General features: G+C 47.2%; 4 protein-coding genes. 2 read left to right on the top strand and 2 right to left on the bottom strand.

Features of this window, described 5'->3' with window-relative positions:
- The first annotated feature begins 219 nt into the window (after nucleotides 1–219).
- A complete protein-coding gene (nrdD, locus tag RAHAQ2_RS02655; protein WP_037040622.1) occupies nucleotides 220–2,358 on the top strand; it encodes an anaerobic ribonucleoside-triphosphate reductase in 2,139 nt (712 codons plus the stop codon).
- A gap of 4 nt (nucleotides 2,359–2,362) precedes the next feature.
- On the top strand, nucleotides 2,363–2,827 hold the full coding sequence (nrdG, locus tag RAHAQ2_RS02650; protein WP_014333738.1) for an anaerobic ribonucleoside-triphosphate reductase-activating protein: 465 nt from the start codon (nucleotides 2,363–2,365) through the stop codon (nucleotides 2,825–2,827).
- Nucleotides 2,828–3,018: 191 nt separating this feature from the next.
- On the opposite strand, the gene RAHAQ2_RS02645 is transcribed toward nrdG, so the two are convergent.
- Nucleotides 3,019–12,288, bottom strand: a complete 9,270-nt coding sequence (locus RAHAQ2_RS02645) for a two-partner secretion domain-containing protein (protein WP_014333737.1) — start codon at nucleotides 12,286–12,288, stop codon at nucleotides 3,019–3,021.
- 42 nt (nucleotides 12,289–12,330) lie between these two features.
- The gene (locus tag RAHAQ2_RS02640; protein WP_014333736.1) at nucleotides 12,331–14,061 is read right to left on the bottom strand and encodes a ShlB/FhaC/HecB family hemolysin secretion/activation protein; all 1,731 of its coding nucleotides are present in this window, start codon (nucleotides 14,059–14,061) and stop codon (nucleotides 12,331–12,333) included.
- Nucleotides 14,062–14,076: the final 15 nt, after the last annotated feature.

Below are 14,076 nucleotides of genomic sequence, written 5' to 3'. Positions count from 1 at the left end.
GCCAAAAAAATTCTTTGTTTCAGGTCAATAAAACGAGAATTATCACTCGCGTGAATGCTACATATAGTGTGTATAGTACACACCCAACCCAATATATAGCGGTTTACCGCAACAGCCACACAACCGGCCTGTAAGCCTTGTGCGGCGCGGGATCCGCCCAAAAGGAGTGTCATTGTGAAGGCAGACAGACTGGAAACCCTACCCGCAAAATCCACTACAATGCAGCCCATCGTGATTAAGCGGGATGGTTGTCAGGTCCCTTTCGATGAAGTTCTGATCAAACAAGCGGTGCAACGCGCAGCTGAAGCCGCCGGTATCGACAGCATTGGTTATTGCGAGCAGGTTGCCCGGATTGTTGCACAGAATCTGCAAGATCAGGCACGCGTCGATATCCATGAAATTCAGGATGCGGTAGAAAACCAGCTGATGGCGGGGCCATACAAAAAACTGGCACGTGCCTATATTGAATACCGCCATGACCGCGACGTGAAACGCGAAATGCGCGGACGTCTGAATCAGGAAATCCGTGGTCTGGTTGAGCAAAGCAATATGGCGCTGCTCAACGAAAACGCCAACAAAGACAGCAAAGTCATCCCGACGCAGCGCGATTTACTCGCCGGGATCGTGGCAAAGCATTACGCCAAACAACATATTTTACCGCGTGACGTGGTACTGGCGCATGAGCGCGGCGAAATTCATTATCACGATCTCGATTATTCGCCGTTCTTCCCGATGTTTAACTGCATGCTCATCGACCTGAAAGGCATGCTGAATCATGGTTTCAAAATGGGCAATGCAGAAATTGACACGCCAAAGTCAATTTCAACGGCAACCGCCGTCACCGCGCAGATTATTGCGCAGGTCGCCAGCCACATTTATGGCGGCACCACCATTAACCGCATCGACGAAGTGCTGGCACCGTTCGTCACCGCCAGCTTCAACAAACATCGTCAGACCGCCGAAGAGTGGCAAATTGCCGATGCCGAAGCGTTCGCTCATAACCGCACGGAGAAAGAGTGCTATGACGCCTTTCAGTCGCTGGAATATGAAGTTAATACGCTGCATACCGCCAACGGCCAGACGCCGTTTGTCACCTTCGGTTTCGGACTGGGTACCTCCTGGGAATCCCGTCTGATCCAGCAGTCTATTTTGCGTAACCGCATTGCCGGACTGGGCAAAAACCGCAAAACCGCCGTGTTCCCGAAACTGGTGTTCGCCATCCGTGACGGCCTTAATCATAAAGCTGGTGACGCCAGTTACGACATCAAGCAACTGGCACTGGAATGCGCCAGCAAACGCATGTACCCGGACATTCTCAATTACGATCAGGTGGTAAAAGTCACCGGTTCCTTCAAAACGCCGATGGGCTGCCGCAGCTTCCTGGGCGTTTACGAAGAAAACGGCGAGATGATCCACGAAGGCCGCAACAATATCGGCGTGATCAGCCTGAACCTGCCGCGCATTGCGCTGGAAGCCAACCGCGATGAAGCCGCGTTCTGGAAACTGCTCGACGAGCGTTTGTTGCTGGCGAAAAAAGCGCTGATGACCCGCATTGCGCGTCTGGAAGGCATCAAGGCCCGCGTGGCACCCATCCTGTATATGGAAGGGGCGTGCGGCGTGCGCCTGAAAGCCGACGACGACATTTCCGGCATCTTCAAAAATGGCCGTGCGTCAATTTCACTGGGCTATATCGGGGTGCATGAAACCATCAATGCCCTGTTCGGTGACCAGACCCATGTGTTCGACGCCAGCCAGTTGCGCGAAAAAGCCGTGGCGATTGTTGCCCGTCTGAAAGCGGCAACGGAAAGCTGGAAAGACGAAACAGGCTACGGCTTCAGTCTCTACAGCACACCGAGCGAAAACCTGTGCGATCGTTTCTGCCGTCTGGACAAAGCTGAATTCGGCCTGGTGGCCGGTGTCACCGATAAAGGGTATTACACCAACAGCTTCCATCTTGACGTCGAGAAGAAAGTGAATCCGTATGAAAAACTCGATTTCGAAGCACCGTATCCGCCACTGAGCAACGGCGGTTTCATCTGCTATGGCGAATACCCGAACCTGCAGCACAACCTGAAAGCGCTGGAAGACGTGTGGGATTACAGCTATACCCGCGTGCCGTATTACGGCACCAACACGCCGATCGATGAGTGCTACGACTGCGGCTATACCGGTGAATTCGAATGCACCAGCAAAGGTTTCACCTGCCCGAAATGCGGCAATCACGAACCTTCCCGCGTGTCAGTCACCCGCCGCGTGTGCGGTTATCTCGGCAGCCCCGACGCCCGTCCGTTTAACGCCGGTAAGCAGGAAGAAGTGAAGCGCCGGATTAAACATCTGGGTAACGGTCAGTTGGGTTAACACGTTGAATTTTCATCAGTACTATCCGATAGATGTCGTGAACGGTCCGGGAACGCGCTGCGTGCTGTTCGTTTCCGGCTGCGTCCACGAATGCCGCGGGTGCTACAACAAAAGCACCTGGCGGCTGGATTCCGGCAAACCTTTTACGCAGGCAGACGAAGACCGCATCATCGCCGATCTGCAAAACACCGTGATCCCGCGTCAGGGTTTAACGCTTTCCGGCGGCGACCCGCTGCATCCGCAAAATTTGTCTGCGATACACCAGTTATTAGTGCGCGTGCAGGCGGAATGCCCGGGCAAAGATGTGTGGATGTGGACCGGTTATACACTCGGGGAACTGAGCGCTGAACAGCAGGAAGTCGTAGCGTTAATCAACGTGCTGGTCGATGGCAAATTCGTGCAGGAGCTGAAAGACCCATCGCTTATCTGGCGCGGCAGTGGCAATCAGGTGATTCATTACCTCAGATAGCCATTAACGGCACACCTTTTCGGGCTGTGCCCTCTTTTTTATCTCGTCATGTTATCTCTTAGTTTCATCTCCCTTCTCCCTTGTTTTTTTGAGCCAACAAACCTGATCAAAAACTTGTTAAACAAGAGGTAAAAAAAATGCGCCTCATGTGAGACGCATTTTAGGGCTAATGGAGATTACAGGTGTATCAATTACGCGTTCTTAGTACCCCGCTGGTTGATTGGGGTATTACTCTCAGACCACTCCGTTTCCTGATAAGTATGCGCAGATGCCATAACGTGTTCTGGCATCAGTGGCTTCCAGATAGCGGCACCGTCCGGCAGCTTCACTTCCTGGCGCACCGGCTGGCCTTCATATTCCGTGCCATTATTTTTATTCCCATCTCGCGGCGTATCATTTGGCGTGATGTTATTAGTGCTGGAACCAGGCGACGCTATTATCGGTTTCACAGGCTGTACAATAGGATATTTTTTACCCTGATACTGACTTGGATCCGCCTTTTTGGTGTCCGCAGCCGGTGTTTTCGGCGTAGTATCACGCGTTTTAACCGCACCACTCCTTGGCACCCCCTGATACTGAGTACCGTCTTTACCCGGGCCAGATTTCGGCGGTTCAATCCAGGTCGTGTTGCCGGTTGCCGACCCCGGTGTTAATACCACACGCTCAGGTGTTTTAACCTCCCATTTCTTACCGTTGTATTCGCTTGGGCGCGGTTTTTTGTCCGGTGAATCCGTTTCATCTGTATCCGGTTTCGTGCCGTCGTCCGGTTTCGTGCCGTCGTCCGGTTTCGTGCCGTCGTCCGGTTTCGTGCCGTCATCCGGTTTCGTGCCGTCATCCGGTTTCGTGCCGTCATCCGGTTTCGTGCCGTCATCCGGTTTCACTGGTGTATCATCGTCACCCGTTTTCTGCGTCTCACTCTCATCCGGTTTCGGTGTTGGTGCTGGTTCCGGTGTCGGCTCAGGTGTTGGTTCTGGCGTTGGTTCCGGTTTCGGCTGTGGCGTCGGTTCCGGCGTTGGTTCCGGTTTCGGCTGTGGCGTCGGTTCCGGCGTTGGCTCCGGTTTCGGCTGTGGCGTCGGTTCCGGCGTTGGTTCCGGTTTCGGCTGTGGCGTCGGTTCCGGCGTTGGCTCCGGTTTCGGCTGTGGCGTCGGTTCCGGTCGTGGCGTCACGCCATCCGTCGTATCGGCTGGTTTTGGTTTCACCGCGTCTGGCGTCTTCACATCATAGCTATCGCTCTTAGACGGGCTCCAGCTTACCGTCGCAGAAATATCACTGCCCCACTCTTTCTCATCTTTAACGACTTCAGACGTTTTGGTGCCATCAGTATTCACATCGCCATTAATCTGGCCTGCGGTGGTGTTACCAACATCAATAGTGGAATGCTGATTTTCCTGATAATGGACTTCATCTGTCGTTTGCGCATATATGTTGACGCTCGGACCGGTTTTGGTCACACCGCCACCGCCACCGCCATACGCGCCATCTTGCTCAACCGTATCGACCAGATCCTGCACATTGATGCTACCTGCCACATCAACATTACCGGTATGATCGTCGGAAATAAGATGGCTTCCGTTCATATTGAGATCACCACTGACGTCAACATTTAGCTCACCGCTGGTGTGTATCCCCGATTGTTTCGCGGTTTTTGCGCTATCAAGGTAGTCAGAACCTCCACCGGCATTCGCAGAAGCAGTCGGAATAGGAATACCCTTCGAGTCCGTTGTTACTGCGGCACCGACAGAAAGACCGGCATGCCAGCTCGATGCATCGTTGTTAACCGTATCCTGAACGGAAACAATGTTCAGATCACCCTCGGCTTTCACATCAGCAGTGTTCGCCGTAATATCAGCACCATGTAAATTGATATCATTTCCACTTTTAATATCAACATTATCAGCGAGAATGGTGGTGTTGGTATAACTTTTAGAACTCTTATCAGTATGGTTATTCCCCCCGGAAGCATCCAGTGAGGCACCGGCACCGGCAGTGTCACGGTCTATGGCCGCACCAGCAGTCACGCCGATGCTGACGTTCATCCCATCTTCAGTGTAAGAAGAGGTTTTTTCGGCCGCGCGCATATTAACGTCACCACCCGCATCAATAGCAACATCATTCGCTTTCATATCAACCCCGTTCAGCGTGGTATCGCCTTTGGTTTTGATATTGATTTTACCGGCGTCAAGATGCGTAATATTTTCACTGGTCGAACTTGATGACCCCGAAGACTTGTTGTAATCAACACCCCAGGTGGTGTTGTAAGAAGCATAATCATTGAAGATTAAGTTTGTCGCATCCCCGGCAACCTGAGCTGCTGTAGTTAAGGCATCAAAATCCACATCAGGATTATTGGCTTCGTTTACGACCATGCCGGCATTCTTATCTAAAACATCAAGAATGACGCTGGACGCACTTCCCGTCACACCGACTGAAAGCCCTTCATGGCTGAAGGTTTCATCGTGAGTATCCACGTACTTCGTGGTTTTAAGTTCATCAGCCGTAATATTTAACTCGTCACCCGCCTTGATATCTGCACCACCAATATCCACGGTTTTCGCTTCAATATTAAGATCATCACTGAAATTGAAAGAAGCATTTTGATTCGTTGTGGTATCTGAGGTTGCCTTATCTGTGGAGGAGCGGAAACCTACAAAAGCCTCAGCGGCAGGAGCGACAGGAGCTTTACCCGGACTTTTCGAGCCATGACCACCAAATTCAGAACCGTAGTCGAAGCCATAATCACCCGCATTAGTACTGCTACTTCCCCCCTCTAGTGCGCTGTGCTCAGCGGAAGCGCTATAGCCAACAGCATTAGCATTACCGGTTAACGTGAACTCACGGGATTCAACCACAGATTCTGAATGTTCATAATCCTGGGTGGCCTGCATATCCACTTCACCCGCTGCTTTGATATTGCCGGAAGTGCCACTGTACTCGCCCCCTTTCATCACTACGTCTTCGGCGGAGTCGATATTTAACTTGCCGCCCGCTTTGACTTTACTTTCAATCGCGGTTGCGGTCGTCGTCTCAGTCTCAGTATGGGTAAAGTTAAGCGCATTCTTTTTATCCAGCTCATTGGTGTATTCAGCTGAAATTTCATGCATTTCATTGAAGGTGATATCACCTTCAGTTGATTTCATATTGACATCATTACCGGCCTCAATATTGGCCGCATTAGATGTAATATCTTTGGCTTTCATATTAATGTCGCCACCAGCAGAAACAGCATCATCATAAGTATGAACTTGCTGTTTACCTTCTGCATCACGTCCGACGCTGGCGGTCATTTCAATGCTGCCATTTTCAGCAGACATATTAATGTCATTGCCTGCTTTCACGTAAGCGCCATCGTTATTAATGGAACCTTCAGTGCTGACCATGCTTACATCTTTTTTAGCAACAATTCCGCCATTTGCACCGTTGCTGCTGTTATTAATATCGCCTTTGGCAGTAATGTTCGCGTCATTACCTGCGGAAATAACGGCGTTTTGGTTATTCACGGAAGAGGCATCAATGTTGACATCGTTCTTCGCATGAATGACGGCAGAACCACTGGATTCTTTTGCGCCGGTGGACATGGCTTCAATGGTTGAATTTGCAAGATACACAAAAGGCACTAATACCTGCTCGCCATCAATCGTTTGGTTAACGAACCAGACAATGTCTTTATCCAGCTTACCGCGCTGTTCTTCAGTCAATGGCTCACCGACCACCAGACCAAGATTTTCTTTAGTGGAATTTGATTTCACCGCAGTAGTCGTTGAACTGGCCGTATCTGACGTCTGACCCGGCAGGTTATTGTTGCTCGCCGTCCCGCTGGTTTCAGGGGATGAGGCAGCAGTAGTGTCACCCGACAGCGTCTGCCCCGGAATGTTATTGCTGCTTGTCGCACCCGTCTCGGAGGTTGTGCCGCCCGCAATAGCACCCGCTCCCCCCTCCAGGGTCTGACCTGGGAGGTTAATGCTGTTTGTTGAACCCATCGCAGAAGATGTGTCGCCCGCAACGGCGCCCGCTCCGGCCGACACGACCTGACCATTGCTGATTGACCCACCCGTCGGGGCGGATGTACCGGACATGGTAATGCCTGTACCTGACGACACGACCTGACCATTGCTGATGGTCGCACCCGTCGGGGCGGATGCGCCGGACATGGTGATGCCTGTACCAGACGACACGACCTGACCATTGCTGATGGTCGCACCCGTCGGGGCGGATGCGCCGGACATGGTGATGCCTGTACCAGACGACACGACCTGACCATTGCTGATGGTCGCACCCGTCGGGGCGGATGCGCCGGACATGGTGATGCCTGTACCAGACGACACGACCTGACCATTGCTGATGGTCGCACCCGTCGGGGCGGATGCGCCGGACATGGTGGTACCCGTTTCAACCGACAGCGTCTGACCCGGAATGTTATTGCTGTTTGTTGAACTCATCGCCGGGGATGTGCCGGACATGGCGGTACTCGTTTCAACCGACAGCGTCTGACCCGGACTGTTATTGCTGCTTGTTGAACTCATCGCGGAGGATGACACTTCATCGCTGTCTTCAGTGCCACTGGTATCAGCAACACCGTAGTTGACAACTTCCATAGCGTTGTCCATCAGCATCTTGACTAAATCAACGCCATCAACACCATCGCGCACTGCGAAATAGGTGCCGACAGAGTCGTTGATCTGCCGACGGATCAGTTCAGAAATATAATAGTTGTCGCCAATCACATAGACAGGTTCGTCAGGAACATAACCGACCTGTTCGAAGAAATAGTCTGAACCAAAATACTGGCTCTGGTCGATCATTTCGAAGCGTGTTTCGAAAACCGGTGTGACGGTATTTGTAGGTCCGTCCTTGAGATTTGGCTCGTCCGTGTTCCGCTGGTTCCATTCCGGAGAATAAGGGAACATGGCAGGCAACTTACTCATGGCCTCAATAGTACTCATTGGAGAAATACCTGCGCGGTATTCTTCAATGTCTTTGATATTAACCAGAACCTCTGTACTACCACCAATTGGGGTAATTTCCTGGTCACCAACTTTCTCAACATTCACTGAGCCTGAAGTCCCAGTTTCTGTATGAAAGTCGCCAATACCATTATTTAATTCCCCACCATTGTGGGTGAAGGTGCCCAATGTGACGATGCTTCCCTTGTCATTAGGCAGGAAATAGAAACCTTTTTCCTTCAGGGCTGCATCGGTACCAATATCAGTGCTATCCGAAGATTTACCAAGATTAACCCAATCACTTCTTAACGTATCCAGATCTTTAGTTAACCAGCTCTCACCAAATATCATGGTCATTACGGTGTTAAGCTGTGGGGATTCCACAGATTTATCACCGCCACTTGCAGCTTTTCTAAGCGAATTTAAGAACGCATCTTTATATTCACCAATCCTAATGACTGGATCAATTACTATAAACGGAGGCTGAGGCGTATGAGGAACATAATCGTCACCATATTCTTTACCATCTATGGTACTAGGATTACCATCCGCAAACATCCAATTCAGGAAACTGTATATAGTATTAAAAGTAGCTGGGATATTATCATCATTAACAAGTTTATGATAAATATCAATTTCTATAGGTTGCGCTAAAGGTTCAGTTAAATAGTCGTATAGAGGTGCTTGTGTATATTTTGGCCGATTCGTTAAATTCCCCGTTATGGTCATATCACCGGTTGATTGAATAATACCGCCTTCATTAAGTATTTCTAATGGATTACTGGAAGTATTTTCAAAAATATTACGCTGATTGATATCTATTTTTCCAGATGAAGATATTTCAGCCTTCGTTAACATTGTAATATCGGAAGACAGCGTAGGAAGATAAGTTTTAATAGTACGAGAGTAGTAATTTAACCCACTATAAAATTCAACGAAACCACGCCCTTCCTGAATAGGCCCGGTTTTCCAGTCACCACCGCTATATTCGCTGAGGTTCTTAATGCTTCTTGCATCCAGCGCCATATCGCCTTCTGAGCGAATAATACCGGCATCATTAATAATTTCATTGGCGATAATGCTCATGTCGCCCACACTCAGAACGTTGCCATATTTTTCGTTATGGAATGTTCCTTCACGTGCATCAATGTTGACATCACCAAAAGCCCAGATCAGGCTGCTCATCGCAGGGATCGCATTTCCGTCACGGTCTACCGTTTCAGCGTTAAAAGCATTGGTGATATTGTTAGCCGTCAGGGTAATATCTTTATTACTGACAATCGCATAATAGTTAGTAATATCTTTTCCAGCATCGAGGATAAGATCGCCTGCACTTTCAAGTGAGCCACGTACTGTAATATTGCCGTCAGAATGAATGGATAATTCCTCGAGTGTTGTCAGACTCCCGGCATTCTCATCAAATACATAGTCTTTGTCTAAATCCAAAGACATACGGTCGTTACCGCGAACCGTACCCTCTTTGTTAATGAAGTCATTGGTTATTTTAAGTTCAGCGGTCTCGTAGCCCTCAATATTACCGGAGGTGTTATTGACATCGTTGGCATTAATAAGGATGTTTGTTGCATTGATTTCACTGTTATTAACCAGCGTTGCAGCATGAATATCAAGCGTGCCGTCAGAAAGAAGATTGCCGCCAAATTTAACCGGATTTCCGTACTCATCAATACCATCTTCAAACAGGTTTTCAAGCACATTATTAATGTTTAAAGCGATATTTCCATAACTCTGGATATTACCTGCCAGGTTAGTCAGATTGGCTGCATTAACTGTCATACTGTCTTCTGACTGGATGAGGGCAGCATGATTTACCAGCGTCACAATGGAGTTAAGCACCAATTCCAGACCCGCAGAGATTGTTGCTTTATCTGTATTGGATAAATTTGAAATATTTTCAATCGTCAGATTATCAAGCGCTGCAATCAGGGAGGATTCACCTGAGTTGAGTAAGGTATTGACATCTTTGATCAACAAATTACCGTTTGACTGAATAAAACCAGCATTATCAAGACGATCTGAATTTGAAACCGTCAATTCCGTGTCACTGATGATATTGCTTGACTCATCATTGAGAATATTTTTAACTGCATCAATATTCATCACATCTTGTGAAAGCAAGGCAGAACCATCGCTGTTTTCCAGAGATGTAACAGAATTTATCAATAACGCCGTGGATGCCTGAATAGTCGATACCGCGGTATTCAGGAAATTTTCAACCTGATTGATATCCAGGGTACCCCCCGAACTTATCAGGCCATTCACATTATTCAGATCCGTGATACCACTGATTGTCACATCACCATCAGACTGAAGAGATGATTTATCATTAATCAGTTTTTTAACATCAGTGATTGTTAAACTATTGCTACCTTCAATCACAGAATTCTGTGTATTACTAAGATTTTGGATATGACTTAATAATACAGAATCTGCTTTAATCAACGAATCATCATTAAAAATATTGTTGATATTTGACAATTCAATATTGCCATTGGCAATCAACGTAGCGCCGGCAGTATTACTATAAGTATCAATGTCAGATATAGAAAGATTATCGCCCTGTATCCATCCGGCTTCATTGAAAATATTCAGGGCATGATCAGACAGGTTACTGTGAATGAGCAAATCCTGCTCAGCAATAATTTCTGCAGCAGCACCGGTATTCTTTAATTCTTTTGTTAAAGCAAGTTCGACTGTTGTGCCTGCAATCAGGGTACCGCTGTTAGAAACAGAATCAGAATTAATATGCAGTTTCTCTTCGGTATCTATTCTGCCATCATTGGTAAATACAGCGCTTTTATTTCCCTGGTTCTTTTGATTAATGCTGATATTTTTCGCGGAGATACTACCGCTGTTACTCGCAGATACGCCATTTACATTCAGTTGAATATCGCTGTCAGTCGAGCTCATTTGGCCACTGTTACTTAGCGAGTCAGTGTTCACTTCAACAGCATTCTGTGCGTACAACCCGCCGGCATTCTCAAATGAATTCGTGTTAATCAATTGGCTATTAGTAAAGATAATGCCTTTATTTTTAAATGCACGGGTATTGATGGACAGTTTACCCGACGCATTGATCATACCGTTGTTTTCAAAGGCCTCATCAATATTTAATACCAGTGCGCCTTTCTGAGCGAAGATACCACCATTGTTATTTTTGACCGTTTTGGCATTAACGGCAATATCACCACTGTTGCTGATAAGTTGTGCATTGGAGGCAACTCCGGCATCGATGACCTGGCCGTTTTGGCGGACAACATAATCCCCATTTTCCAGAGAAATAACGGCGCCTGAGATCTGGTTGCCAGATTGATCTACCGCATACAGTGAGCCAACGATTTGGTATTCATTCGCGATATTAATCTGGATTGAGGGCACGTTAACAGCCGCTGCCTGATCATTTTCGGCCATTAATGTGGCCGCATTTTGCAACATTGAGCTGGCGTCAATAAGGATCCGACCCTGTGCTGAAATCGCATCAGCACCTAACTCAACATGACCTAATGCATTCATCACCAGATCCAGCTGGCTTATAATCCCACCCTGACCCGCAGAGTTTTTCTGTACGCTGATATTGTTACCTGTAAGCGTCACTCCACCCTGCTCGCTCTTTAAACCACTTAAGCGCAGATCACCATTAGCAGATATTTCAATGCCGTTTTTCCCGACAACGCTGCCCTCATGGCGAACCCCGGCACCACTTTCGGTACTGATCAGCTGAATGCGGTTACCGTACATTGAACCTAACGCACTGCCATCAATGGACACTTCAGGACGATCGCTGGCATTCGCATCACGCACAGTATGGGTACGGGATTGAATATCGTATTCATTCAGACCGGTGACAACTTTGATATCCGCCTGGCCCGCAATCTCGCCTTCAAGTACCGCAGAACGGCTGATAATGTCGAAATAGCTCAGGCCCTCAGTCGAGATCCCTTTCCCCTGAACATTGACCTCGCCTTTTTCCACACTAAGCTGAATACGACCATCCGCCTGAGCATTAATTTTACCTGTCGTTAATGTCAGGTTATTCGCATTGACAGTTGAAACGCCGTTAACGGAAATCCCATTTTGGTTGGCAATAATAATATCGGCTTTCTTACCAAAGACTTCCATAGCGCCATTAATCTGAGTTCCTTTCGTGCCGGTAACTTCAGAAATAATGGCTTTTGATTCATGAGTCAACTGGTTGTTTTTAATAATGAAACCACCAATTTTACTGGCACCATCGGTCATGCTGTTGTTGAATACAACGCCTTCCTGATTAACGTTAAACTCAGAAAATTTGTTATGTGAAACGCCGCTGGCGTTCGGATCAACAATATTGATAACCGGTGTGCCATTGGCGCTTTGATTCATTGTGGGCGCATTATGTTCCCGGTTATCAGGAATAATTGCACCTGCATCTGCAAATGATGAGAAAATACTGGCCATCGCCAGATATAAGGGTTTTAGCTTGATCACTTTACTGGAGTGATTTTTATTACAATTTTTATTCATAACGTCCTCTGTCTGGTATTTTAAATTACTGGATAAAATCTATCAAAATGACACGGAAGCATTATAGTAAAGTGCTTCCTCTGACATTCCTGTATGCCTTAAAGATGTAGGCTCTGTTAAAGGTCGGCTATAAGTTAAGGCACTGTTAATATGTTTTGCACTAAACTTCAAACCAACTGCTGCACCTGTCATATACTCGGCATGACAAAGTGAAACATCCTGCGAACAGTTATCCTTTACGACGGCCAGGTCATAACCAATGAAAGGAGATATTTGGTTTATCCCAAACTTAAAAATACTGATGGGGAATTTAAACGTGTTAGAAATATAGGCAGCACTGTTAACGGACATATAGCTATCTTTATATCCGCGTACCGTATACTCGTCGCCAACACTCATATTGTCATCACTGACTAAGATATCGTCGGTGTACTGAAAACCGGACCCCAGTTCATATTCCACACCAACACGACCGAGTTGATAAAGTGATTTTGACCAACTCAGCAAACCATTATATTTCACAGCATCAACATCAAATCCTGTTAAATCAGGATCGTTTTTCCATGCAGCACCAAACCAGGGCACACCAAAGGTGGTACTTAAATCGGCATAGAGTGAGCCATCAAATAATGTCCCCACACGGGTGAGGCCCAGGGTAACGTTAGAAAAACGTTTGCTGCTAACATCAATCGGAGAATTTTCAATATTATTGGTACTGTCGCTACTTTCTACTTTGGCGTAAGCACTGGTTTTACCTTTCGCATCACGGAACAGCATTCTGCTGACTTTAAGCGACATACGATCAGATGTACCATCAGAACCATAGCCGCCAAAATCGCCACCGATCGTTTTGTCGTAACTTGAATGGTAATATTGAGCATCAAAAGCCCAATAACCCAGAGGCACGCTGTAGCCTAATGACCAGGATTTCTGGTTATCATTATTATTATTCAGGTCATTGAAAGAGTTATAGTAGTTTAGAACATCGTTAAATCCGGCTAAATTATTAGCACTGAGGCTGGCAGAATATTGCGCCCAGCCGTCCTTTTCTGTTCCTGAGTTATTCGTCCCCAAACTACCGCTAAACAGATTCACATCTGAATTCTGCAAATCTATTGTCGAATAACCATTTTTTTCTGAAGGAACAATAATGAGTTTATCACTACCTGAGACTCGCAAAAGATTATCAAGCCCCTGGTCCACATCCGACATGTTTAATACTTTACCTGATGCAAATGGCATGGCACTGAACAGGCGTGTCGATTGCCGAAAAGTTGGCGCTTTACCCTCAACGCTGACACCATCAATTTTACCCCATAAAACTTTGAGGGTCAGAATGCCACTTTTCAGACTGCTTTCCTGAATGGTCACTGTAGTTGTCGTATAGCCTTTACCGACATAGAAATTTGTCAACTCACTGATGAGTTTGATAATTTCATACTGGCCCATTTTAGTATGCTTATAGGCATCGACTATTTTTTGACGCGCTGGGGAATCATTAAACTCTTCATCGCCCAGCACAACAATATCATTAATATCAAACTTATAGCCTGGCCCCGCTTTGGCAAAGCTATCGGGTAATTGCTCTGCACTTTTCCCAGCATTTAATACTTCAGCTTCACGTTTTTTCTCCTGCTCAATATTCATCTGAGTCTGACGGCGTTCGAGCTGGTCAAGCTCACGATTGGAATTCATGGGTGCCAGCATCGCTGACTGGCCGGAAAAAGATAAAGCCAGTAAGCCAGCCCCTAAATATTTGTACGTCCTATACATAATTAATTTCCTGAT

Origin of the sequence: Rahnella aquatilis CIP 78.65 = ATCC 33071 (genome assembly GCF_000241955.1) — a bacterium.
GTDB classification, from domain to species: Bacteria; Pseudomonadota; Gammaproteobacteria; order Enterobacterales; family Enterobacteriaceae; genus Rahnella; species Rahnella aquatilis.
This window is presented reverse-complemented; position numbering and strand designations above follow the sequence as displayed.